This is a genomic window from Rhizobium giardinii bv. giardinii H152 (assembly GCF_000379605.1).
Taxonomy (GTDB): Bacteria; Pseudomonadota; Alphaproteobacteria; order Rhizobiales; family Rhizobiaceae; genus Pararhizobium; species Pararhizobium giardinii.
The window spans coordinates 1-24897 of sequence record NZ_KB902682.1; the positions used below are offsets into that span (position 1 = coordinate 1).

The following is a 24897-nucleotide window of genomic DNA, read 5'->3' on the forward strand; positions in this document are numbered from 1 at the left end:
TGGAAGATCTTGTCCTTGCCGATCGAGAAGCGCGAGGTGCCGTCCGGCATCAGGCCCTGGCCTTGAGTGGCGCGGATCGAGGTGCACAGGTTGGTCTTGCGCGACAGGCACGAGTAGCATTCGCGGCATTCCGGCGTGTAGAGCGGAATGACATGGTCGCCCTTCTTCAGCGACGTGACGCCCGGTCCGACATCGACGACGATGCCGGCGCCCTCATGGCCGAGGATCGCCGGAAACAGGCCTTCCGGATCGGCACCCGACAGCGTGAACTCGTCGGTGTGGCAGATGCCGGTCGCCTTGACCTCGACCAGCACTTCGCCGGCGCGCGGGCCATCCAGCTGAACGGTCATGATTTCCAATGGCTTGCCGGCCTGAACGGCAACAGCGGCGCGTACGTCCATTTAGAATGTCCTTTCGATAGCCTGCCTCGACAGAGCAGTGATTATGTTCGATGTCGGAGAGAACAGGGATTGAATTCGGAGTACGCCAACCAAACCCAGCGAGCGCCACGTGATCGAGATCACAATCGTAAAATTGTCCCCCTCCCGGGGGACACGGCAACGACTTCAAAACCCTCCAGCCGCATCGGTCTTCGTTAACATACCAGAACGCATCTGCATACGAAAAAGTATCCGAGATTCACAGAATGATCGCCGATCGCGTCACCGGCATGACCCCTTTCTCTAGGGCCGCGGCTTCATCGAGGTTTGGCCGATCATGAGATGCTTGAGGTCCCCTCAACAGAAAAGGCGCCGTCGCGATAACACGACGGCGCCCTTCTCGGGAGGCGACCCGATGGTCTTGCATTATCCCTGGTGTTCGCTGCCTTCCACCTGGATCACGAGGTCGACCTCGTCACCGATCATACCGTGCGCGGCCTTCATCCCGAAATCACTGCGTTTGACTTTGGTAGTCGCGCTGAAACCGACAACGTGGTTCTTAGTCCAAGGGTTCTGGCCTTCCTTGTTGAACGTGACGTCCAAGGTCGTGGATTTCGTGACCCCCGCTATTGTCAGGTCTCCGACGATCTGTCCGGTGTTGTCGGCCGTCTTTTTGAATTCCTTACCGACAAAGGTGATTTCCGGAAATTCGGTGGCATTGAACCAGTCCGCACCCTGGATGTCGTCGTCACGCTGCTTGTTGTTCGTGGAAATTGAAGCGACGATGACCTTGACATCCAGGCTGCTGGTATCCGGCTTGGAAGCATCGAAATCGAAGGTGCCAGAGAACTGTTGCGCGACACCGATCACCTTCGAGAAACCCAGGTGGTCGATGTAGAACGCAATGCCCGAATGGACCGGATCGATGTCGAATTTCGCGGCCCAGGCGGGCGACACCGCGCCGGATAGGGCCGTCATCGAAAGTAGCATTGCTGCAAGTCGGTATTTCATTCTCATTCTCCTCCTCCTGTTAAATTGGAAAGCTCGATCCATAGTAGATGTATGCGACGGCAAGGGCTGCAGCAGCCGGCAGTGCAGCCAAGGCGACGTGGGTGAAAAGGCGCGGAAATGGCCGAGACAGCCCGCACGTCCGGCAGACAGGCGCCGAGAATGCCGGCAGCACGAGGCAGAGTGCGAGAACCGCAAGTGCGATGAGATCGGCTTTGCGCGTGATCAGCACGACGGTATCGGCAATGGCGATCAGGCCACCCAAAGCACCGATCGACGAGGCGCCTCCAAAACGGAAGGCAGGCTTCAAGGAGTGGACGACCAGGATTCCAAAACATCCAGCCGCAAACATCAGGCAGAGCTGAAACGAGGAAGACGAGGCGCCGAGAAGGGCGATTGGTGCAAAGCCGAGCGCAATTACGGCAATGACGCCACCGCGCTTCACGTCGCCCTCCGTGCCCGTGGCCCCGCGCAGGAAGACCAACCCCATGACCGCCATTCCGGCGACCGCGGCGAGCGCCACCTCCCAGGAGGCTATCCCCAATCGCGGCGCACCGACATAGAATGCGGCGGCGACCGGCTGCAGCAATGCGAGAAGGCGCACCGCGCGTGGGGCCGCTATCTCGGCGGCAAAGCCAATCGCCGTTCCGACAGCGATCACGTAGAACGCCTTGTTGACTGCACCGACAGGCGGAAATGGCGGCACCTTGTTGTAGGTGAGCCAATACGCTGCCAGCAGTGCTGCGGGCATCAGGAGGTCGGTAAGCCGCGCCAGACCGCGCCAACGCATCAGGCTCGACGCAAAAAAGCCGACGAGCGCCATGGCGAGCAGGGACGCGACCAGCGCCTCCTGCGGGGAGTTGCCAAATCCAAGCATGCAATGATTTCCGAACTGAGAATGTATGACGGCGAGCCGCCGACGTGCATGACCTGCGCTACCAGGCTGAACCTTGCCCTCGGGTTCGGTCGCTCCGACAGGTCCTTATCGTTATGATTTTGTCCATGGTCCCCCCCATAATCCGCTGCTCCTCAACAGCGATCGCCGCTTGCGACCTAAATACTATTAGGTTTTCAAATACCAAATAGTTTCTGGATGAAAGCTAGTCTTTGAAATTGATGATGTCAAGCGGGTTTGCGGAAAGACCGTCGTCTTTCGCATGCACAGCAAACTTCCAGGCCGCAGTGAATAATAGCCATGCTCAGCGCGCGCTGGCGTTGCGCGCGCATCTCTGTGGTGGATGATGATTAAGCGGTGGCGCGCGTGGCGGGCGCCGCCGCGCGTGAGGACCGGTACATTTCCCGCAGCACGACCCGGATCATATCCCCGGATGCCCCGTCCTTGAGGAAGCTCGAAATACCGCCATAGGTAAGTTCGAGAACGATACCGCCGATGTAGAAGGGGGTCGCCGGCGGCTGCAGAACAAGATCCAGCTTGTCGATGAGTATCTTGCCCACGCCTTCCCATTGATCCCGGAACAACTTGACATGCCGGTCTCCAAGCGTGTGGTCATGCTGGGCCATCCGAAGAAGCTCTATCGCCAACATACCCCATCGACGATCGTCGCCGCGGTCGTTCGCCCACGCCGCCAAGACATCGATCAGTCCCATGGGGTCATCGTGTTTTCCGAGAAGCTCGGTCAGCTGAACGACGTCGCCACCCGCGTTGCCAGCAAGGAGTTGCAGGAAGATATCTTCCTTATTGGCAAAATTCGAGTAGAAGGCGCCCTTCGAGTAGCCTGCCTCTTCCGCAATCCGCTCGATGGACGCCCCGGCATAGCCGTAGCGTGCCATGACTTCGTAAGCGGACGCCAAAAGCTTTTCCTTTGTGCGAGCCTGACTTTGCTCACGTGTCAGTCGTGCCATCAACAAAATCCATTCCGTGGGTATCCAGACACCGAGGCGTACCTCAAAATGAGGTGATCACACAAGAGCCGTTAGCAGACAAATGATCGCCCAGAATATCGGATATTCGGGTCCCATCTTCTGCCAGCGCCAGTTCATGCCGTTGATCTTCACAACTGCGTAGCCCGCGCCAAGCAGCACCAAGGCACCGAAAAGGGCCGCGAGCCGGGGGTATATCGAGAAAATCAGACCCACCGCTGCGCAGACCTCCGCAACGATGGCGACCCCCACGAACAGCTTTCCGGGCCTGAGACCCGCCGCCTCGAATGTTCCTCCGGCTCTCTCGTAGTGCGATGCCTTGCCGATGAGATGGGGAATAAACCAGGCGCCGCAAAGAATGCGCAGCCAATCAATCAACGCGAAGTCCATGTCTCCTCCTTGACCCGCTCCTTGGCGCGTCCGCGAGGATAGTTGACAATCCCCGCTTGCTTTTTCAGATACTAAACGGTATTCACAATCCAAATAGGATGTCAATACGACGCGATCTCTGAGTTTGGGAGGGTAATGCTTATGGAAATGATGCGTGCTGCGCGCCTGCATGCCGTTGGTCAGCCAATGAGGATTGAGGAGGTCGAGCGGCCGAAGGCAAGCGGAAGCGACGTCGTCGTCCGCGTGAAAGCCTGCGGAATGGTCCCGAACCTGGCAAATGTCCTGGCCAACTGGGAAACCTGGTACCCCCAGATGCCGCTTCCGCCACGCCCGGCAATTCATGGCCTCGATCCGAGCGGGATCGTCCACGAGGTCGGTCCTCAGGTCGTTAACCTCAAGCCGGGCGACCGGGTGTATGTGAACCCCGGTCGATTCTGCGGCGCTTGCCACCATTGTTCGTCGGGAAAGCCGCAGGCTTGCGAACATTGGACGCTTGGCGGTTACTTCGGCTACAACCGGAAAAGCCTGGAGATGTTCGCCCGCTATCCTTACGGCGGTTTCGGCGAATTCATGCTCGCCCCGCAGGCGCAGGCCATCAAGATCCCGGATAACATGAGTTTCGTCGAAGGCTCCCGCCTGGGTTATCTCGGCACCTCCTATGCTGCCCTCAAGAAATGCGGGCCGCTGATGGGCAAGACCCTGGTGATCAACGGCGCAACCGGCACGCTGGGGCTGGGGGCCACGCTTTTTGCGTTGGCGATGGGCATCGCGAAAATCTACGCCGTCGCCAGGGGCGAAAAACTGCTTGAGCGGTTGAAGGCGATCGCTCCCGACCGGATCGTCACTTTCTCGAATGTCAACGGATCGTCGGGAAGCTTCGTGAAAGAGCAGACCAACGGAAGCGGCGCCGACCTCATGCTCGATACGCTCGGTGCGAAAGCCCCTCTCGATTCCATGCTGGACGCCATGGGCGGGGTCAAACGGGGCGGTCGTATCGTCAACATCGGCGGCACGTCCGGAGCTTTGCCTGTCGACGTCAAGTGGTGGATGGACGAGCAGATGGAACTGATCGGCTCCGTCTGGTTCACCGCCGCCGAAGGCATGGAAATCGCCGCCATGGTCGAGGCTGGCATCATCGACATGTCGGTCATGTCTCCGATGGTGTGGCCGTTGGAGAAGATCAACGATGCGATCTCAGGCGTGGGCAAGGACGAGGGCGGGTTCACCTACTACGCCGTCGAACTGTAGCGCCAATGGCTCACACTTACCGGGTCACGGTCGAACGGCTGGAGGGCGATGTCCCTTCGGCTGTCGACGAAGCTCTCGTTTTCCAAACCACTAATCACGACGACCTGTTCAAGATCCTGTCGGCAGTACGCCAAAGGCGACTGCTGCCTGACGATGACGCGGCGGAGTTTATTATCGGATTGAAGCTGTTCGCAGAGGTTCTCATCAAGCACCGATCCCATACGCCTTTCAAGGAACTGTTTCCGCATATCGGCAGCTTCATGAAGTCTCTGAAAGGCTGAAGCTGCTTCCGCGCAATCCAGGACGATGACACGAGGACAATTTCGCTCGAACGGTGGTATGAGGAACTCCGCGCCTCGAACGACGACCTGTCCAGCCGCCTTCAGCACGCTCAAGAATGTGGCGACACGTGGCGGCAATCTAATCGATCTCGATGAGGAGGCCCGCCACGAACTGCGGATCAGAAGGAAACCAAACGTTCCAAACGATTCCTCGTGCATTAAGGGCCTGCAGGATCACGTCAGGCGCCGATGGACCAACACAACCTCTCGCGCCTCTCTGACGTAGGCTACGTCGACGATCTATCCGGGTTGCCGTGAAAGTAGGAGAGCGTTCCACGAGCCTCTCCAACGCACAGTAGAAATCGACCATGAGGCGCTCCCGCACCGTCGAATCAAGGCACGGGACAGGGTTTGGCGGTCCAGATTTCGGCCGCGTATTCGGCGATCGTGCGATCGCTTGAGAACCTTCCCGAGTTCGCGACATTGAGTAGCGCCTTCCGGGTCCACGCTTGACGATCGACATAGAGAGACTGCAGCCGCTGATCCGCCTCCAGATACGAGGTGAGGTCCGCCAAGTGCCTGAAGACGTCGCCGCTCGTCAAAAGGACATTGCGGAGCGCATCGCCGACATCGGGATCATAACGGCAAAAATGCCCGGACAGGATCAGATCCAGCACCGCGCGGGTTTCGGGTTCGTTGTCGTAGTGCCAGCGCGGACTGTACCAGCCGCGGCTCCCCGCGACCTCGTCCGCCGTCAGCCCGAACAGGAAGAAGTTCTCCTCGCCTGCCGCCTCGGCCATTTCAATCGTCGCTCCGTCGCGGGTCCCGATCGTCAGCGCACCGTTCATCATGAACTTCATGTTGCTGGTGCCACTCGCTTCGTACCCTGCCGTCGAAATCTGGTTGGAGACGTCGCTGGCGGGGATGAGACGCTCCGCCAACGATACGCTGTAGTCCGGCAGGAAGACGACCTTGAGACGCCCGCGCACCATCGGGTCGGCGTCTATCGTGGCGGCGAGATTGTTGAGGAATTTGATTATCAGCTTCGCCACGTGGTAGGCTGGCGCCGCCTTGCCCGAGAAGAAGAAGGTGCGCGGCACCATATCGAGGCCTGGATTTTCACGGATGCGATTGTAGAGTGCGACGATCCTCAGCGCGTTCAGCAATTGCCGTTTGTATTCATGGATGCGTTTGACCTGGCTGTCGAAGACGGCCTCGGGATCGACATCGATCCCCGCACTTGAGTTCAGCCATTTGGCAAAGCGCTGCTTCGCCATTCGCTTGGCCTCACCGACCGCATCGACAAATCCGCTATCGTCCACGAGCGGCTTCATCTTTTCGAGTTCGGCGAGGTTGGTGATCCATCCATCGCCGATGCCGTCGCTTATGCAGCGGGCAAGGTCCGGATTGGACAGGAGCAGCCAACGCCGGGGCGTCACGCCGTTCGTCTTGTTGTTGAACCGTCCGGGGAATATCTCCGCAAGGTCCTTCACAGTCGTTTCGCGCAGCAGCCGCGAGTGGATCTCGGCTACCCCGTTGGTGCTGTGCGAGCCGACAATGGCCAGATTGGCCATGCGAACCAGACAATCGCCGCCCCGCTCGATCAGGCTCGCCCGCTCGACGCGGCCCTGATCCTCGGGAAAACGGGCCAGAACCTCGTCCCTGAGACGTCGATCGATCTCCAGAATGATTTCGGAGTGGCGCGGCAGCATCAATTCGAACCACCGCAGCGGCCATTTCTCCAGCGCCTCGGGCAGAAGGGTGTGGTTGGTGTAGGCGAGACAACGCCTGGTGAGATCCCACGCATCATCCCAACCCAAATCCGCGTCGTCGAGCAAGATACGCATCAGTTCCGCAACTGCGAGGCTGGGATGCGTGTCGTTGAGCTGGATGGCCACCTTGCCGGGCAGGAAATGCCAATCGGAGTCATTCGAGCAAAACCGCCGGACGAGGTCGGCGAGCGAACATGCGACGAGGAAATATTCCTGAACGAACCGCAGCCCCTGTCCCATGCTCGTCGTATCGTCGGGGTAAAGGACCCGCGTGACGGTCTCGGCCGTCAGCCTCTGTGCCAGCGCGCTGACGAACTCACCGGCGCTGAAGGCCTGGAAGTCGAAGCTTTCCGGCGTTGCCGCGGCCCAAAGCCGCAGCGTGTTTATGGTCCTGCCGCCATAACCTATAATCGGCCGGTCGTAGGGTATGCCGAGCAGACGGGACGGCATCCCGGCAGCCACCCGCAAATTCCCGCCGCGAACTTCGAAGGAGCAGCCGAGTTTGATTTCGACCGCCTCCTGCGGCCGGGCGACCTCCCCGGGATCCGGCCGGCGCAACCAGTTATCGGGCTGCTCGCGTTGCCAGCCGTCAACGATCGTCTGCTTGAATATCCCGTACTCGTAGCGCAGCCCGTAGCCCATTGCCGGCAATTGCATCGTCGCCATCGAGTCCAGTAAGCAGGCCGCGAGCCGGCCAAGGCCCCCATTGCCCAAACCTGCGTCGGGCTCTTCGACGAGGATGGCCAATTCGTCTATATGCTCCTGATCGAAAAGCCGCCTGGCTAGTGGACCGAGACCGAGATTGGCGATGTTGTTGCTGAGAGATCGCCCGATCAGGAACTCCATAGACAGATAGTAAATCCGCTTGGGGTTCTCTCTGTGATAGGTCTGTTCGGTGTGTTGCCAGCGCTGCGACAGCACATCTCTGACCGATCGAGCGATCGCCTCGTATCGCTCGCGGTTTCCCGCATCTTCGGGGGCGATGACGTTGTCGAAGAGCAGATGACGCTCGTAAAGCCCGTCGTGGCTTCCCCTGAACTGGATCGGACCGCAGCGATAGTGTGTGGGTAGTACATGAGATTCAGGAGACATGGAAGTTTGCGGCGGGACTGCTGCCTTTTCGCTGCTCATGGTGGTGCCCCTTCTGGCGGTGCTATAGCGGGACCTTCGGCCCGAGCGGTCTCAACCGATTGGAATTGCTTCCAGTATTCGAGAGGGTGGTGCGTGTTTAAGCCGCCCCCAGCACACAGCCTTCCGATGAACGTCCGTCGCCTGCATGACGCTGTTGTCTGGCGTTGACAACTCTTGCCTCATCACGTCTCCGACCAGCATCGTGCCAACTTCGACGTAGAATCCGAGCCTACTACAAAATAGCTCCGTAACAATGCTTAGACAACTCGGCCAGTCGATCGGGCACGCAGGCGGAGTATTTCGGCTAAAACATGTCGAGGCAGGCGACTCTCGTCATAGCGATGTGAAATTCCGCCGGCGAACAGCCATCGCCGCGTCGTGGCGGAATGCTGGAGCGAAGCCCGCAAGCTTGGAAAGATTTAACTATAAATGGCTGGGGTTTGAGCCATGGATCAGCTAAAATACTCGTCTAATCCCGATCAGAGTGGGACCCAGGATGAAAGTCGGTATTGTCGGAACCGGAATGGTGGGCAGTGCTGCCGCGTACGCTCTCGGCTTGCGAGGCGTGGCGAGCGAGGTTGTGCTGGTTGATCTCGATTCAGCTCTAGCCGAGGCACACGCCCTTGATATCGCGCACGCGATGCCATTTGCCTCGGGAACCTCGATCGCCCACGGAGACTATGACCGCCTGCAAGATGCCGGAGTAGTCATCATCGCCGCAGGGGTCGCGCAGCGACCCGGCGAGACACGGACCGACCTGCTGGGCCGCAACGCTGGAGTCTTCCGGACAGTCGTCGCCGAGATCATGCGGGTCTGCCCCAATGCAATTCTGCTCGTCGCGTCCAACCCGGTCGACATAATGACCCAGATCGCTTGGGTTTATTCGGGACTGCCCGCCCACCGGGTGATCGGCTCGGGTACAATCCTTGACACTGCGCGGTTTCGCAGCCTGCTCGGGGCACACCTGCGCGTGTCGCCGCGTTCCATTCACGCCTACGTGCTCGGCGAGCACGGTGACAGCCAGGTGCTGGCCTGGTCGGGCGCCAGGGTCGGCACGGTCCCGATCGCTCTTTTCGGCGAACAGGTCAGCGCGCCCATCACCGAAGAAGTACGGGCAAAAATCGACAGCGAGACCCGCAACGCCGCCTACACAATCATCAAGGGCAAGGGGTCTACCTACTATGGGATTGGAGCAGGTCTCGCGCGAATCGTCGGGGCAATAAGGCAGGATGAGCGGGCCGTGTTCTCGGTTTCCAGCGTCACCGCGTTTGTCGAGGGCGTGCGAGATGTCGCCTTGTCGGTCCCGCGTGTCGTGGGTCGCCAAGGCATTGCCACGGAGCTGCTCCCTGAACTCGACGCACAGGAACGCCGTGCACTTCAACAAAGCGCTTCCCTGCTTAGGGGGTTGTTCGAGGCGGCGACGCTCTGAAATCGAAGGATGGGCCGGACGGACTGGTCGTCCATTTCTCGGAACAGGCTCAAAAATCGCAATGTGTCACGGGCCGCACTGGAGGAAAGTACCAAGGCGATCGACGCACCGCGGTTATGCGGCCCATATACACCCAGACATGACATCGCCTCTAAAGATTCTTCTGCGACGGGGCCGATTCGCGCCCAGTCGGACACTCCGGATCTTCGTGGAGCGAAGGGATCGTGGCGCTGGTCGCGCCGCGTAGGCGATCTCGCTTTTCGGCGGGGCCCGAAAGCACCCGCAGCCAAGGCGGCAGGTGGAAGACGCTCATGAGCAAGTACATCGGCACCATGCCGTTGAGCGGAAAGGTATCCCGTATGGAGGAGCAGATCATATCTGCTTCTCCGTTCACGGACGTGAGAAGCGCCATGACAGCGAACGTTGGAGAGGCGGCGAGGGAGAGCCAATGGGTTGCACGGGCACCGGCTGCTTTGCCGCCTGAGGCAGCCGCAAAGCAGCTGCCTGCAGAGGGCATCCCTTCCGGTCGGTTGGACAGGGAGGACATAGCAGTCATCCCCGGCCATATTCGTCATGGCGGCGCCACCAGACGCCGTTCTCGTTGCGCCCCAACGGGGCTCGGTCGAGCCACTGATACATGCCCCAGACCCCGTCCAACCCGCGGGCAAAGCTGGAATAGGTATGATAGACGGCGCCGTCCTGGAGCACGAAGGCGCTAAGCCCGGGCCTGTCTCGCGTATATGTGGCGACGTCGGTTCCAGTCATGGCGGCAATCTGCGCGACGGGGCCTTCGCTACCGCGCAGCTGCCATTCCTGGACGGACCTGCCGGCGAGCGGCTGAGGCATCGGCGCCTCGCGGTGGAAGTTGTATTCTATGCCTCCGTCACGCTGCTCTTCCTTGGTGAACCAGACGCTGAAATCACGGTTGAAATCGCTCCCAAAGGAGGAGGCCCAGGGAAAGCTCCAGCCCATTCGCTCCTTGAAGACCTGCAGCTTGGCGAGCGGCGCGCGTGATACGGCCGCGAAAGCGACGTCGTGATGTTCGAGATGGACGACGATGCCGTTGAAGCCATCGGCGATCGACGAGCAGGACGGGCAGCCGGCCGTATAGTCAGGCCCAAACATGAAGTGATAGACGAGGAGCTGCGAGCGTCCGTTGAAGAGGTCGATGAGTGAGGCGCTGCCGTCATCTGTCTCGAAACTATAGTCCTTGTCGATCCGTACCCAGGGCAGCTCCTGGCGCCGCTGTGCCAGCATGTCGCTGTGCCGCGTTAGCTCCTTCTCATCCGCGAGCAGCTCGAGCCGCGCCGCGAGCCATTCTTCACGTGTTCCTGTCTTATGCGTCGTCATTATGCTTCTCCTTTTGCCGTCTGTTGTCGTACCATCACTGGTGCGATCGGTTTCTTGGTCGTTAGGAACAGACTAGAGGCCGATCGGGGGATGGTGGGAGTTACAAGTTTGACGGGATTTCAATGGACTCGATGATGACCGCCGCGGCGCGGCTGCTCGCGACCGGTGATCTTCTCGGCGCATTAAAGAGGGTTGCCCTGCGCGAAGATGCGCCTGCGCTTGCGCTGCGGGGCATTGCGATGGCGCAGCTTGGTGACCTGGTCAGGGCAAAGGTTCTCCTAAAAATGGCCGCCCGTGCCTTCGGGCCTAGAGAGGCGATGGCACGTGCGCGCTGTATAGTCGCCGAAGCCGAAATCGCGCTCGTCTCGCGTGACCTTGGCTGGCCGGCCAAGACGCTCGCCGCCGCGCGAACTGTGCTTGAGGCCCATGGAGACCGCTTGAATGCCGCCCATGCGCGTCATCTCGAAGTCCGGCGCTTGCTCTTGATCGGTCATCTAGACGAGGCCGAACGGCTGCTCGCCGAGCTCGACCCGACACCGCTTCCGCCTCCATCGAGGACCGCCTACGAGTTGGTCGTCGCGGGGATCGCTATCCGGCGGCTCCAGACGGGTGCGGCACGGGCGGCCCTCCGGCGGGCGGAAAATGCGGCGCATGAGGCGGGCATTCCCGCACTCGCTGCCGAAGTCGAAAGCGCATACCAGGTTCTGAAGACGCCTGCCGCGCGTCTGGTCGCTGTGGGCGAGGAGCGCTTCCTGCTGCTGGAGGAGGTCGAGGCGCTGCTTGCATCGGGGGCGCTCGTGGTGGATGCCTGCCGTTATGCAGTACGGGATGCAAACACGCTGGTCTCTCTCTCAACGCGGCCGGTATTATTCGCGCTTGCCCGCGCTCTAGGTGAGAGCTGGCCGGGGGATGTCTCGCGGAATGCTCTCGTCGCACGCGCATTCCGGGGGAAAGATGCCGATGAATCGCATCGAGCGCGATTGCGCGTCGAAGTCGGGCGGCTTCGAGGCGAGCTCCGCACCCTCGCGGATGTGAGGGCGACCAAGGATGGCTTTGCGCTCACGCCGCGCGGTGTCCGGAAGGTCGTCGTCCTGGCCCCGCCCGTTGAGGAAGAGCATGGAGCTGTACTCGCCTTCCTCGCCGATGGGGAGTCCTGGTCGAGCTCGGCCTTGGCGATTGCCCTTGGGGCCAGCCCGCGCACGGTGCAGCGGGCGCTCGATGCACTGGCGGCGGCTGGCAAGGCGCAATCCTTTGGCCGGGGGCCGGCACGCCGCTGGACGACCCCATCTCTGCCGGGATTCCCGTCAACTTTGTTACTCCCCGGTCCACTACCGAGCGATTAGGATGAACCTATGAAACAGTCCCAAGCCGAAATTCTTCGTGAGTATGGGCCCTTTCCACGTGCCGATCGCGTGAATGGAGTCACCTATGATGGAAGGCACATCTGGTTTGCGTCCGGGGACAAGCTCAACGCCTTCGACCCAGTCAGTGGCGAAGTGGTGCGCTCGATCGATGTCGCCGCGCATGCCGGAACAGCCTTTGATGGCCGGCATCTCTTTCAGATCGCCGAGAACCACATCCAGAAGATCGATCCGAAGACCGGCGCGGTGCTGTCGACGATCCCGGCACCCGGCAATGGCGGCGATTCCGGCCTTGCTTGGGCCGAGGGAACACTCTGGGTCGGACAGCATCGCAGCCGGAAAATTCATCAGATCGATCCCGAGACCGGTACAATTCTTCGTACTATCGAATCCAACCGCTTCGTCACCGGCGTGACCTGGATCGATGGAGACCTCTGGCACGGCACCTGGGAAGGTGACGAGAGCGATATTCGGCGGATCGATCCAGGGACGGGAGAGGTCTTGGAGCGCATCGATATGCCGGCTGGCTTGGTCGTATCAGGGCTTGAGTCTGATGGCGGAGATCAGCTTTTTTGCGGCGGCGGGAGCAGCGGCAATATCCGAGTTATCCGCCGGCCAGGATAAGGGCTGCCCAAGCGAACATGGAGAGCATAAGGAGCTGTGGGTGGGCAGGGATCGATTTCAATCGAGCTATTGGCTGCAACTTATATTAAGTCGATCCATCCCGCCGCAGCCTGGCGTCGGAATCCGCACTGAGAAAATAGGAGCGAAAAATGGGGCGCAGCCGCACCCATTCGCCGCACCTAAACCGGATTGTCATCTACGCCGCCCTCTCTTCTGCGGCGTTCGGGTCTCCATTTGACGAACCGGCCTTCCAGTACATCGAGAATTCGGTCGTTGATGAGCACGAACATGGCCAAGATGATGATGCCGGCAAATAGCCGACCGCGTCGAAGTTGCCTGCGGGCTCTTGATCATTTCCTTCCGCTCAGCAGCCCGGCTTTGCTAAGCGCACCGGCAAAAATAAATTTTCCTGCGTCAGTTCTCCGATCTTGGCATGGAAAGTTTTGACATCGACGGAGGGGTGCCGCTGGTTCTGTTGGCATCATCGCCAAATACGCTTGTCGCTCCGTCTTTTACATAGATAGACCTCCAGGTCGAACTGCTGGGACAATTCACCCAGGACAATCCGACCAGGACGCACAATCTGCCAAAGCCGGTTTCGGATATGGAAGAATCTGCTTTGAGAATTCGGATTTCGGTGGAGCTCGTCGTGGAGGGTCGGTCTATGATGGATGCAGATGAAACCCCGCATCAGTTCAGGACCAGTTCATGTCTCACTTCCGGCCGAAATACATCACCTTCGACTGCTACGGCACCCTCACAAACTTCCAGATGGCAGAAGCCGCGCGGGACCTATACGGCGAACAACTTGACGAGCCGCGCATGGCTGAGTTCATCAAGAACTTTGCCGGCTATCGTCTCGACGAAGTCCTGGGCGACTGGAAGCCCTACAACGAGGTAGTTTACAATGCGCTCCAACGGGCCTGCAAGCGCAATGGCATAAAGTTCCACGACGACGCGGCGCGGATGGTCTATGAACGCGTGCCAACCTGGGGGCCGCATCCGGACGTACCGGCCGGCCTTGCCAAAGTCGCCAAGGAAATCCCGCTGGTCATCCTTTCCAACGCGATGAATTCGCAGATCATGTCGAATGTTGAAAAGCTCGGTGCACCGTTTCATGCGGTCTATACGGCCGAGCAGGCGCAGTCCTACAAGCCGCGCTTCAAAGGCTTCGAATACATGCTTGATATGCTGGGCTGCGGGCCTGAGGAGATCCTCCACTGCTCGTCCTCTTTCCGCTACGACCTGATGTCGGCGCACGACCTCGGCATCAAGAACAAGGTTTGGGTCAATCGTGGCCACGAGCCGGCGAACCCCTATTACGGGTATGTCGAAATAAGGGATATCTCGGGACTGCCCGGCGTTGTCGGGCTTTGATGGACACACTGCGATGAAGTTTCAATCCTACTGGTGGCGCGATACCACCCCCAGCAGGATTGTCCTTCAGTCGATCGCTTCGGATGTTCCAATGCATGAAAAGCAACGATCCCCCGGCAGGCGAGGAGCTTCAAATTGGGTGTTTGTAATGATGTGCTCACCGAGGGGGACGTAGGCCGCGGCGAGGCCTCCCAGGCCCATGATGCAGGCTCGCGGTTCTCGGCAGCTTCAAGCGAAGCCTATTTTCGAGCTGCAACGGCGGTCTTGGCCGCGCAGCCAAGCTCGATCGGAGCCGATCGGTCGGCCGAACTTCTAGCGCGCCACTATGGCTTAACGGGATCGATAGCGACGTTATCGTCGGAGGTTGAACGCACCGAAGAGGTAAACCTGTCGGACGGCCGCCGACTGATCTTGAAGACATCGACACGGCCGGAAACAATTGACAGTTTCCGTTTCCAGGCCGCAGCTGTCAACGGATTGCAAGGAGCGTCTGGCTTTATCGCGCCTGAGATCCTACGCACGAGCGGCGACACACTGATGTTTGAGGAAGAGGGTATCTGCGGATACCTGCAGACCCGCATTGAAGGAATTCCGCTACACCAAGCGAGCTTAACTCCCGACCTGCTTTTCCGCACCGGTAGTGCGCTTGCCCGGTTGAACTCGGCTCTTGGGCTTGTGAGCGTGCCCGCGATCGATCGGCCAATCCTTCTGCACGTTGGTTGCTGGCCGAGGCTGATGGAACTAAGCGAATATCTGCCGTCCGGGCGAATTGCTGATAACGTGCGTGTCGCGATGGACAACTATGTCGAACTCGTTGAACCCCAGCTCTCAAATGTGGCGTGGCAGGTGACGCATAATGATCCGAGCCCATTTAATATGCTGGTCACTGACAATGGATTGGGTTTCATTGACTTTGGCGATGGCTGCTGGAGCCCTAGAATTCAAGACCTCGCGATTGCTGCAAGTCACGTGGTAAAAGACCCGACCACAGCTTTGGGCGGGGCAGAATATCTTATTGCTGGTTATGCCTCGGTCCTTCCCCTTTCGGCGCTGGAAGCAAGACTGCTTGTCGGACTAATGCGGGCGCGACAAAGCGCACTGATCTTGGTCAACTACTGGCGATCCCACCTTTTCCCTGCCGATGCCGAGTACATCAAAAAGAATGTCCCGCGCGCCGAGCATGGTCTTTCAATTCTTACACCCCTTAGCGTCGGCGAGGGCGAGGCGGCAGTTCTCGCGGCGATGTCGTTGTTCCCGTAGTGCAAGACCGGTTCGATCGGGCCCTGACACGGCACTCGAAAAAGAAGAACCGCGAATTGATCAAGGTACTCTCTCAAGCAGGTTGAAGCACATGTCCACAGACCTCATGCCAAATCGCTATATACCCGGTGAAGCGGATCTTCCTACGCGCGAAGCCGAGCTTATTGCCCGGCGAAACAACGTGCTTGCAGCTTCCTATCGCCTGCAGTATCGCCGACCGGTCCATTTCGTTCGCGGCGAAGGCATGTGGCTCTACGATCCTGACGACCGGGCCTACCTTGACTTCTACAACAACGTACCGTCTCTCGGCCACTGCCATCCAGAAGTAAACGCTGCCATGGCTGAGCAGGCAGGTCGGATAAGTGCCAACACGCGCTATCTCGAACCAAAACTTGTCGACTATGCCGAGCGACTGGTCGAAACCTTCCCTCAAGAGCTGGACCGCGTGGTTTTCACCTGCACGGGAAGTGAATCCAACGACCTGGCCCTGCGTATCGCGCGATTGGCAAGCGGCAACGAAGGTGTGATCGTCTCGTCTTACGCATATCACGGCACCAGCGCGGCCACAGCAGCGGTGTCGCCCAACCTTGGTGACGCGGTCAAACTCAGCCCGTTCGTGCGCATGGTGTCTCTACACGGTCCCGCAGGCGTGCCGCAATCGCAAGCTGCGGATTTCTTCGAAACGCAGGTTCGCGCTGCCGTTGTAGATCTAAACCGCCGGGGCATTGGCGTTGCCGCGCTCCTCATCGACAGCATATTTTCCAGCGACGGCGTATGGGTCGATCCTCCCGGCTTCATCGCCGGTGGTATTGCAGCAGTGCGGGAAGCAGGCGGCCTCGTAATCGCCGACGAAGTTCAACCCGGCTTTGGCCGAACCGGCGCTCATATGTGGGGCTTTGAGCGGCACGGGATAGTTCCGGACCTGGTCACCCTCGGCAAACCCATGGGTAATGGATTTCCAATTGGCGCTGTCGTGGGGCGAAAATCACCGATGGACCAGTTTGGTGATACAGCTCGATATTCAAACACATTTGCCGGAAACACAGTAGGAATAGCAACTGCGGACGCCGTGCTGACAATTCTCCAGCGCGATCAGATCCCTCAAAACGCGCTTGCCATGAGCGAGCGGCTCCGAGCCGGGCTGGAGAAACTTGCAATGCTGCCCTACGGCATATTGGGCATTCGAAATGCAGGTCTGTTCTTTGGCATCGATCTGGGGCTGGAGGACGCAACGGCTGCAAGCCGGCGGGCCATGGCGTTGAACGTGGTAAACGCGATGCGAGACGACGGCGTCCTTGTTAGCACGACGGGCGCCAATGAAGATTCGCTTAAAGTTCGCCCTCCGCTCGTTTGCCAAGCCCAGCATGTGGACCAATTTCTTGCAGCATTGGAGCGCGCACTCATCAAAATCGCAGGCTAGATTCTGGGCTGTGTTACAAACACATGCTTGTTGCGTCATCTAGCTCGGCTGTATTCGCAGCAGGTATTTTAACAGGCGATTTCAAGTTGCAGTACTTTCGCAGATACATGTGTTATGCGAAGCGAGGAATTGACCCTTCCCGTCTTTGATTCTTTGATTGATTGGTTCGTTTGTTTCAAGCGCCGCTCCGACCTTCTGCGGAAGGCCCAGCGGCGCCTTACGCGAATGTGGTAGCGGTGGCCCAGCGTATTGCGTCACTCTTTTGTCGATACCGGCCGTGCCGCACGCCGAACGGCAGGGCGGACGTCAATGGGCTTAGTCTCGTCCGGCCCGGACACAGCCAAACCTCGGGGTTTCGCCAGCCCCGCCAATAGATTCGCAGGATTGCAAGCAAGTGCGCTGACAGCGAGACGGTTGCTGTCGTTCCGCCCGCGCAATGCTCGACCCCAAATTATAGAAACTGCACGGTTTCTTCGTCCTTAGCGATGTTCGGACATAGACAAAACGCTCCGGTATGCATGGTCAATTGTAAGCCAAAGAGAACCGAAGCGCACAAACTGACTGGTCCAAGGCCGGCAACGATATGGGCCGATTGTTCCAGATGCACCTGAAGCGCGTGAAGGTCTTTCAGTCCAAGACGGTCCGCTGATCGCCCAAACAGCGCGAGGACGACGTCACCGCACGCAAGTACGATAACCGCCGGCGAAAGATTGCGGATCGTCATGTCATCCCGGGAGTGCTTTCAGGCTCGCGATGTAGAATAGGCCGCGAGCCCGTCGCAACCAACCAGTCGACCCGCAGCGGTCTGGGCGCTCTGGAACTTCTGACCCGTGCGCGAAAGACTGTGCCGGATGGACTGGATCCAAGGTGTTCTGGAAGGTTGGGCGGGGGAAATCCCCAGGGATGGGGATCATGCGCGTGTGCGATCCTCGCCCATAGCTACCCCTCGTCTGGTTGCTGGTGCCAGTATAAAGGGGTGGCTCTGTAAGGCAAACCATCCTCGTCTTTTAGAGTCCGAAAACCCCAGGCAACTGGGTCACGTCGGCGATTTCCGCATACTGGTAGTAGGGGTTGGCGGGCTCATGGCCGCGATTAACCCAGACCTTGCTCTTGATCCCCAGGTCATAGGCAGACATCAGGTCGTGGCGGAAAGACGAGGAAACATGCGTGATGTCCTCCGGCCCGCATCCCAGCATGTCGAACATATACTCGAACGCTTTGAAGTGCGGCTTATAGGCACCCGCCTGCTCGGCAGTGTAGACGGCATGAAACGGCGCGCCGAGCTTTGCCACATTCGACGGAATTTGGGCGATCATGGAATTCGTAAGGATAACCAGCGGGATTTCCTTGGCAAGTTTAGCCAATCCCTCTGGTACGTCCTGATGCGGTCCCCAGGTCGGGATGCGGTTGTAAATCGTATCCGCGTCTTCGGCACGGAACGTAACGTTGTTGCGGCGGCAGGTGCGCTCTAGTGCGTTGTGAACGACATCTGCATAAGGTTTCCAGTCCTGCATCACCTCGTCAAGGCGATAGCCTTGGAAGTTTCTGACGAATTCTTCCATTGAAGGCCCATCCAGAAGATGACCGAAGAGATCCCTAGCGGCTTCCGCCATTTGGAAATTAATCAACGTGCCGTGGCAATCAAAAGTCACGTATTTCGGCCGGAAGCGGTCCATGTCCTTGGCTCCTATCAATTGACTTGTGAGCCGAGCATAGCTGCGTACCTTTGGCAGTATGTGCCGAAGTGCATGGTCATTCGGCAGAAGGCCTTAGCCATTCACCGCAAAACCAGCACGACCTTTTGCACTGCTTCCTCATACGAATCTTTCGAACTGCACCAATCCGAGAAAGCGTGGGCTGGGCCGGCCGGCGGGCATCGACAACTTTTTCACACAGCCCACGATCTTTCGGAGGTGACGTCCGACATGCGCATAGCTCGTGAGGAGATCGTCGGCCCGTGATTTCGATCATACCCTAAAAGGACGAAGAAGAGGCAATCGCCAGTCATCAGATCCGGATGCGCTTGCCGCGCGCATCCGTGCCGGCCAGGTTCATATCAACTCTCCCGCTTGGGACGGAGCGGCCGACTTCGGCGGTTAAAAGCGATCGGGTATGGCCGCGAGTATGGTGTAGTATCTCGTGACGAAGTCCCATTCTCGGTTATTCACAAGGCGACGCCGCGCGGTTGGCTCGCCAGGGCAGTGGCTTCAGCGACTGACGAAGCATAGTCAGGAAAGCGGTAGTCCGCGCGCTTCGCCCGTGTCGCGATCCGAGGATGGCGACGATATCGGCCGGCGGCAGCTTCCAGTTGGGAAGCACCTGCCACAGCCGTCCCTCGGCGAGGTCCTCTGCAACTGCCCACTCGGAACGCATCATGATGCCCTGGCCAGCCAGCGCCCAATCCCGAACGACGGCACCATCGTTGCTCGACATGATCGGATTAACGCGTACTGTCGCACTTTCCTGCTGTGATCCCTTGAACCGCCAGAGCGTTACATCCTCCTCATTCTCTCGGACGACAAGACAGCGATGTCGAGCAAGATCGGCGGGCGTAGAAATGGGCAGAGCCGAAGCGAGGTATTCTGGACTCGCGCACAGAATTCGAGGGTTCGGCGCAAGTGTCGTCACGACCTGGTCCAGATGCGCGGATGCCCCGATGTGAACAACGACCTCATAGCTTTCAACAAGCAGAGCCGAGGGATGGTCGGACAGTTGCAGGGTGGCGGTGGCGCTGCCATGCTCTCGAGCAAACGCTTCCACAACAGGGGCCACATAGAACCTGCCGAACCCGTGTGGTGCTGCGACCCTGAGGTGCCCGCGAACCGCTCCCCTACGATCAGCCAATGCCTCTGCAAGCGAGTGTATGGCATCGCTGACAATAACGCTGTGAGAAGCGACCAACGAGCCTTCTTCGGTAAGGCGCAGGCTACGTCCGGACCGGTCGATCAGCCTCACCCCGGCTTTCTCTTCAAGTGCGCGCAGGCGCTGGGTCACCGCCGGAGGTGTTACGTTCAGCTTTCTCGCGCTTTCTGCGAGAGACTTCGAGCCTGAAAGGACCGAAAAAAAAGCAAGATCGTCGGACGTGAGCATTAATCCACACCTAAACGGGACATTCACCGCTCGTTAATTGCCATCTTTAGATCTTGGCGACAAGGTGAAATTAAGGGATCGGATGAATGGATGTAGCGACGTTCGACTGAACTGGTTGGGCCGGGAGCGCTGCTCGATTGGGCGCCCGACTTCCGAGCGATCAATGCGCGACCGCCTCTTACTGTGATCACCGGCCGCTGGTACGCTTTTGAGGCCTGGACATCACGGAGAACTCGCAATGAATGCTAAGGAGTGCGTCTGACAGCCGGATCTCTGTGGGATTCTGTACTTCAGGAAAAGTGATCAAAGTCAATCGGAACCGAAAAGCCCGTCTTCACCCGGTCCATGACCACCATCGTCTTGAAGCCTTTGATATCGGGATTTTCATAAAAGAACTTGCGGGTAAAGACCTCGTAGTCCTCCATGCTTTGAGCAGTGACAATCAGGACGAAGTCCGCGTCTCCGGTTACATAGTAACCGTTCATGACTTCCGGCGTCTGCCGGATCGATTGCTTGAACCGATCAACGATGTCCGCTCTTTCGCGCTCGAGCGTCACCAGCACAAGCATTGCGATAGGCCGGCCGACGAATTTGGGTTTCACAATCGAAACTTCCGCCTCAATCACACCCGCCTCACGTAGTCGCTTGAGGCGGCGCTGTACCGCAGTAGCCGAAAGACCGACCATCGCACCGAGTTCTTCGCTGCTGTGCTTGTTATGTTTTTGCACGATGCTGAGCAGGCGAGCATCAAGGCGATCGAGCTGCAATGGAAAATTCCGCATAATTTCATCGTTTGGTCGCCCCAGAAAGCAGGATTTCTTCATGTGGTCAACAGTTGTCGGGAAATTCGGCGTTTGAATGCCCCTATGCTTCTTTTGGCAAGGCAGTGGGGCGACGGAAATGTCGAGAATGCCAGGGCGACATGCTCGGGGGTGTGGCGATCTTCCAGACGCTCTTCGGTTGCAGCTCGGTGTTGGCGCTGACCGCCATAAGGCATCGGGATGCGCAAACTCAAATATGTGGGCTTCGGCGGACTGGCCGCGCAAGGAAATGACGATGACGAATATTGCTGAAATCGCAGAAATGGACCGCAGAACGGTTCTCCATCCTTTCACTTATCTAAAGGATTACGCATCGGGCGATACTGATCCTACCATCATCGAGACCGGCAAGGGCATTCGTATAAAGGATGCGACCGGCAGGGAGTTCATCGACGGGTTTGCCGGCCTTTATTGCGTGAACATCGGTTACGGTCGCACCGAAGTTGCGGAAGCGATCGCACGGCAGGCCTACAAGCTGGCCTATTACCATTCTTACGCCGCTCACACCACCGAAGAGCTGGCACGTCTTTCCGACCGGCTTGTCAGAATGGCGCCGGGAAACATGTCGAAAGTATTCTATGGCCTTTCAGGCTCCGACGCGAACGAAACCCACGCGAAAATCGTCTGGTACTACAATAACCTGCGCGGAATGCCGAAGAAGAAGAAGATCATCGCACGTGAGCGCGGATATCACGGGTGTTCCGTTGTCGCCGGCTCGATGACGGGTCTTAGCTTCTACCACGATCATATGGACCTGCCGGTTTCCGGGATCCTTCGGACGGGCGTCCCGCATTTTTACCGGGGTGCACTGCCTGGAGAAACCGAAGAGGCGTTTTCGCAGCGCCGTGCCGATGAATTGGAGGCACTCATTATTGCCGAAGGGCCGGAAACGGTTGGCGCATTTATCGCCGAGCCGGTGCTTGGAACCGGCGGCATTACCCCGCCGCCCGCCGGATATTGGCCTAAGATTCAGGCGGTGCTTCAGAAATATGACGTGCTGCTGATCGCCGATGAAGTGGTTTGCGGATTCGGCCGCACCGGTGCCATGTTCGGATCGCATCTCTACGGTATGGAGCCCGATCTGGTCACTGTTGCCAAGGGTCTGACCTCCGCCTATGTGCCCCTGTCCGCCTCGATTGTGTCACAAAAAGTCTACGACGTAATGGAGGCAGCAACGCCGCGTGTGGGTTCCTTCTCGCATGGTTATACTTATTCCGGACATCCGATCGGCGCTGCGGCTGCAAACGCGGTCCTCGACATCGTCGAGCGGGAGGATCTGGCGGGCCAGTCCGCGACAAAAGGCGCCTACCTGCTGAAACGGCTGAAGGCGGAATTCGATCAGAACCCGATTGTAGGCGAAGTTCGCGGCGTGGGGATGCTTGCTGCGCTCGAGTTCGTGTCCGACCGCGGAACCAAGGCCTCGTTCGATCCGGGTCTCAAAGTTGGAGCACGTATTTCCCAGGCGGCCCGTAATCGCAACCTGATTGCCCGGGCGATGCCGCACGGGGACATCCTGGGCTTCGCTCCGCCGCTGGTCATGACCGAAGCAGAAATCGATGAAATGGTCGCGATCGCGAAAGCCGCGGTCGACGAGGTACTGAAGGAACTGGACGCTCAAGGTGCTGTGGCTGGATGATGGATGACCAATTGGCTGGAAAGTTGTCAGGCATGAACGAGGTTCTGAAGGTCCATGAGCTGACCAAGGCGTTCGGATCCACGAATGTATTGGATGGCATCAGCTTCCGCATGAAAGAAGGGGAGGTGATCTCTTTGATTGGATCGTCAGGATGTGGAAAGAGCACCGCCCTCCGCTGCATCAACTTTCTGGAGACGCCGACGTCCGGGCAGATCGAGTTCCTGGGTCAGGAGATCTCTGTCAGTTGCAATAAGCGTGGCGAGAGCGAAATCGTCAACGCTTCATACATCAGAGCGTTTCGCCAGCGGATTGGCATGGTGTTCCAGAACTTCAACCTCTGGCCTCACCGTACCGTCCTCGGCAACGTGACGGTGGCCCTGGTCTATGCGCTGAAAATGACCAGAAAGGAGGCCGAAGAGGTTGCACTGTCCGCCTTGTCAAAGGTTGGCATGGCGAGCTTCCGGGACCGCTATCCGCATCAACTGTCGGGCGGGCAACAGCAACGGGTTGCGTTCGCGCGTGTGCTGGCAATGCGACCAAAATTGATGTTGTGCGATGAACCAACATCCGCACTCGACCCGGAACTCGTCGGGGAAGTGCTGAAGGTTATCCGCACACTGGCCGAAGAGGGCGCCACGATCCTCCTCGTCACGCATGAAATGCGGTTCGCACGCGATGTGTCGAACCGGATGATATTCCTGCAAGAGGGCCGCCTTGAGCAGGACGACACGCCGGAAGAACTACTTCGAAACCCCGCCACGGAAGGGGTAAAGCGGTTTCTATCGAACGTGATGCCAGCCAGCGCCCAGAGGCGTCTGGCCACAACAACAACCATAAAAGGGTAACAGACATGATCAGCAAAATCTTCAAGTCAGCATTGGCAACCAGCTTGCTCGTCTCCGCTCTGTCCACGGCCGTTTCGGCCAAGGATGGCGTCCTGCGCATCGGCACGGAAGGCGATGCGCCGAAGTTCAGCATGGCTGACCCGAGCGGTAACGTGACCGGCTTTGACGCCGATATCGCCAATGGCATCTGCGCCGAACTCAAGTTGAAGTGCGAGTTCGTGGTGCAGACGTTCAGCTCGTTGGTGCCATCCATGGACAGCGACCGGTTCGACGTCATCATTTCCGGTCTTGGGATTACCGCCGAGCGCCAGAAGAAGATCGATTACTCCATTCCCTATGCAACCACGCCTCTTTACTTCGTCGTCGCGAAGGATTCTCCGCTCGCCGGACTGAAGAGCCTGCCCGAAATCGAAAAAGCCATCGAAGGCAAAAGTGTCGGCGTCGCCACCGGCACGACCTACGCCAAGTTCATCGAAAAGCGGATGCCTGGCGTCGAACTGAAGACTTACGACGCAGTCACGCAGCAGACCGCCGACCTCGCAAGTGGTCGCATCGATGTTGCTTTCGGCGACTCGCCGACCTGGATGGACTTTCTTGCAACACCTGACGGCGCCAACTTCGCGAAGATCGACGTGAGGATCATGGCCATGGATGCCCCCGACGTTCTTGGGCATGGCATGGGCATTGGCATGCGCAAGGGCAACACCGAGCTCAAAGCGAAAGTGGACGCCGCGCTTTGCAAGATGGTCGATGACGGCAAAGTGAAAGAAGCCTCCATGCAGTGGTTCCAGGACGACTATACCATTCCCTGCAAGAAGTGATCTTTGAAGATGCGACCTGTCTTGGCTTGGTCCAAGGCAGGTCATTGGGATGGTGTCAATGCTAGCTGAATTCTGGATATTGATGGTGGAGCGAGGCTGGGCGCTTGCTCTGCTGCGGGGAAGTGCCGTCACGATTGCGATCGGCCTGCTCGGCATGTTTTTAGGTTTTGTTGTTGCAACCCCGTTGGCTGTTCTGCGTTGGCAGAAAGTCGCCGTGGTTTCGCAACTTGTCGACTCCTATAGTATCGTTGTGCGTGGTGTTCCGGGGCTGCTGGTAATCTACCTGCTGTTCTTCGGGTCAGTCGATATGGTCAAGACCGTTGCCACCGCGTTTGGCTATCAGGACTCGGTTGACAATGCCTATCCATACATTGTCGGCGTGATCGCCATTGCTGCAATCTCGTGCGCTTATTCCATCGAGGTCATTCGCGGCGCACTTCAGGCGGTGCCCTATGGCCTGCTTGAAGCTGCGAAATCGCTCGCCTTGCCAACGGGGATCACCTTCTCCCGCATCACCTTTCCGCTGGCATTACGGCTGGCGCTTGGAGGGATCAACAATGTCTGGCAAATGACGATCAAGGACACATCGCTGATTTCGGTGATCGGACTGCAGGAACTGATGAGAACAGCCGCGATCGGGGCCGGAATTACCCGCTCTCCGTTCATCTTTTATTGCATCGCTGCGGCTTTGTTCTTCGGCATGACTGCCGTCAGTCAAACTCTGTTTTCCAGAGCAGAACGCGCGCTCAATCGCGGCTTCGGAGCGCGATGA

General features: G+C 58.6%; 24 protein-coding genes. 13 read left to right on the forward strand and 11 right to left on the reverse strand.

The genetic code is table 11. From position 1 onward, the window contains the following. From A3AY_RS0118680 to A3AY_RS0118700, 5 genes are all read right to left on the reverse strand, one after another. On the reverse strand, window positions 1-401 hold a 401-nt coding region (locus tag A3AY_RS0118680; RefSeq protein WP_018327194.1), incomplete at its 3' end, for an alcohol dehydrogenase catalytic domain-containing protein. Between the two features lie 405 nt (window positions 402-806). Continuing rightward, on the reverse strand, window positions 807-1391 hold the full coding sequence (locus tag A3AY_RS0118685; RefSeq protein ID WP_018327195.1) for a YceI family protein: 585 nt from the start codon (window positions 1389-1391) through the stop codon (window positions 807-809). Between the two features lie 19 nt (window positions 1392-1410). Next, window positions 1411-2265, reverse strand: a complete 855-nt coding sequence (locus A3AY_RS0118690) for a hypothetical protein (RefSeq protein WP_018327196.1) — start codon at window positions 2263-2265, stop codon at window positions 1411-1413. A 368-nt stretch (window positions 2266-2633) separates the two neighbouring features. Next, entirely contained in the window at window positions 2634-3200 is a 567-nt protein-coding gene (locus A3AY_RS0118695) for a TetR/AcrR family transcriptional regulator (RefSeq protein ID WP_026203598.1), read from the reverse strand. A 108-nt stretch (window positions 3201-3308) separates the two neighbouring features. Continuing rightward, window positions 3309-3659 carry a DoxX family protein gene (locus A3AY_RS0118700; RefSeq protein WP_018327198.1) on the reverse strand — a complete coding sequence of 117 codons (351 nt, stop codon included), beginning with the start codon at window positions 3657-3659 and terminating at the stop codon, window positions 3309-3311. Window positions 3660-3800: 141 nt separating this feature from the next. On the opposite strand from A3AY_RS0118700, the gene A3AY_RS0118705 reads away from it, so the two are divergent. After that, window positions 3801-4907 carry an alcohol dehydrogenase catalytic domain-containing protein gene (locus A3AY_RS0118705; protein ID WP_018327199.1) on the forward strand — a complete coding sequence of 369 codons (1107 nt, stop codon included), beginning with the start codon at window positions 3801-3803 and terminating at the stop codon, window positions 4905-4907. 5 nt (window positions 4908-4912) lie between these two features. Continuing rightward, window positions 4913-5188, forward strand: a complete 276-nt coding sequence (locus A3AY_RS0118710) for a DUF3861 domain-containing protein (protein ID WP_018327200.1) — start codon at window positions 4913-4915, stop codon at window positions 5186-5188. A 392-nt stretch (window positions 5189-5580) separates the two neighbouring features. On the opposite strand, the gene A3AY_RS0118715 is transcribed toward A3AY_RS0118710, so the two are convergent. After that, window positions 5581-8052 (reverse strand): glycogen/starch/alpha-glucan phosphorylase, encoded by a 2472-nt coding sequence (locus tag A3AY_RS0118715; protein WP_018327201.1) that lies wholly within the window; start codon window positions 8050-8052, stop codon window positions 5581-5583. Window positions 8053-8587: 535 nt separating this feature from the next. Between A3AY_RS0118715 and A3AY_RS0118720 the strand changes: the two genes are divergently transcribed. Further along, window positions 8588-9520 (forward strand): L-lactate dehydrogenase, encoded by a 933-nt coding sequence (locus A3AY_RS0118720; RefSeq protein ID WP_026203600.1) that lies wholly within the window; start codon window positions 8588-8590, stop codon window positions 9518-9520. A 552-nt stretch (window positions 9521-10072) separates the two neighbouring features. Here the strand turns inward: A3AY_RS0118720 and A3AY_RS0118730 are convergent. Beyond that, on the reverse strand, window positions 10073-10870 hold the full coding sequence (locus A3AY_RS0118730; RefSeq protein ID WP_018327204.1) for a DUF899 domain-containing protein: 798 nt from the start codon (window positions 10868-10870) through the stop codon (window positions 10073-10075). Window positions 10871-10992: 122 nt separating this feature from the next. On the opposite strand from A3AY_RS0118730, the gene A3AY_RS0118735 reads away from it, so the two are divergent. The 6 genes from A3AY_RS0118735 to A3AY_RS0118760 all read left to right on the forward strand — a co-directional run bounded on the left by A3AY_RS0118735 (window position 10993) and on the right by A3AY_RS0118760 (window position 16912). Further along, window positions 10993-12213, forward strand: coding sequence for a hypothetical protein (locus A3AY_RS0118735; protein WP_018327205.1), 1221 nt, complete (start codon window positions 10993-10995; stop codon window positions 12211-12213). A 9-nt stretch (window positions 12214-12222) separates the two neighbouring features. Then, entirely contained in the window at window positions 12223-12855 is a 633-nt protein-coding gene (locus A3AY_RS0118740; RefSeq protein WP_018327206.1) for a Vgb family protein, read from the forward strand. A gap of 149 nt (window positions 12856-13004) precedes the next feature. After that, the gene (locus A3AY_RS39230; protein WP_018327207.1) at window positions 13005-13172 is read left to right on the forward strand and encodes a hypothetical protein; all 168 of its coding nucleotides are present in this window, start codon (window positions 13005-13007) and stop codon (window positions 13170-13172) included. A 391-nt stretch (window positions 13173-13563) separates the two neighbouring features. After that, window positions 13564-14232, forward strand: coding sequence for a haloacid dehalogenase type II (locus A3AY_RS0118750; protein WP_018327208.1), 669 nt, complete (start codon window positions 13564-13566; stop codon window positions 14230-14232). Window positions 14233-14367: 135 nt separating this feature from the next. After that, a complete protein-coding gene (locus A3AY_RS0118755; RefSeq protein WP_210312647.1) occupies window positions 14368-15492 on the forward strand; it encodes a phosphotransferase enzyme family protein in 1125 nt (374 codons plus the stop codon). A gap of 91 nt (window positions 15493-15583) precedes the next feature. Next, window positions 15584-16912, forward strand: coding sequence for an aspartate aminotransferase family protein (locus tag A3AY_RS0118760; protein WP_018327210.1), 1329 nt, complete (start codon window positions 15584-15586; stop codon window positions 16910-16912). Between the two features lie 451 nt (window positions 16913-17363). Here A3AY_RS0118760 and A3AY_RS40035 read toward each other — a convergent pair whose 3' ends face one another. From A3AY_RS40035 to A3AY_RS0118785, 4 genes are all read right to left on the reverse strand, one after another. Continuing rightward, window positions 17364-17636 (reverse strand): hypothetical protein, encoded by a 273-nt coding sequence (locus tag A3AY_RS40035; RefSeq protein WP_018327211.1) that lies wholly within the window; start codon window positions 17634-17636, stop codon window positions 17364-17366. A gap of 283 nt (window positions 17637-17919) precedes the next feature. Continuing rightward, the gene (locus A3AY_RS0118770) at window positions 17920-18588 is read right to left on the reverse strand and encodes a haloacid dehalogenase type II (RefSeq protein ID WP_026203602.1); all 669 of its coding nucleotides are present in this window, start codon (window positions 18586-18588) and stop codon (window positions 17920-17922) included. Window positions 18589-19072: 484 nt separating this feature from the next. After that, complete coding sequence (locus tag A3AY_RS0118780) at window positions 19073-20002, reverse strand: LysR family transcriptional regulator (RefSeq protein WP_018327214.1); 930 nt, start codon at window positions 20000-20002, stop codon at window positions 19073-19075. 290 nt (window positions 20003-20292) lie between these two features. Beyond that, on the reverse strand, window positions 20293-20769 hold the full coding sequence (locus A3AY_RS0118785) for an Lrp/AsnC family transcriptional regulator (protein WP_018327215.1): 477 nt from the start codon (window positions 20767-20769) through the stop codon (window positions 20293-20295). 250 nt (window positions 20770-21019) lie between these two features. On the opposite strand from A3AY_RS0118785, the gene A3AY_RS0118790 reads away from it, so the two are divergent. From A3AY_RS0118790 to A3AY_RS0118805, 4 genes are read left to right on the forward strand one after another with little or no spacing between them, the layout of a single operon-like run. Next, window positions 21020-22459 carry an aspartate aminotransferase family protein gene (locus tag A3AY_RS0118790; RefSeq protein WP_018327216.1) on the forward strand — a complete coding sequence of 480 codons (1440 nt, stop codon included), beginning with the start codon at window positions 21020-21022 and terminating at the stop codon, window positions 22457-22459. A 32-nt stretch (window positions 22460-22491) separates the two neighbouring features. Beyond that, window positions 22492-23304 (forward strand): amino acid ABC transporter ATP-binding protein, encoded by an 813-nt coding sequence (locus tag A3AY_RS35505; RefSeq protein ID WP_051108371.1) that lies wholly within the window; start codon window positions 22492-22494, stop codon window positions 23302-23304. Window positions 23305-23309: 5 nt separating this feature from the next. Further along, on the forward strand, window positions 23310-24125 hold the full coding sequence (locus A3AY_RS0118800) for a transporter substrate-binding domain-containing protein (protein ID WP_018327218.1): 816 nt from the start codon (window positions 23310-23312) through the stop codon (window positions 24123-24125). 58 nt (window positions 24126-24183) lie between these two features. Then, complete coding sequence (locus tag A3AY_RS0118805) at window positions 24184-24897, forward strand: ABC transporter permease (protein WP_026203605.1); 714 nt, start codon at window positions 24184-24186, stop codon at window positions 24895-24897.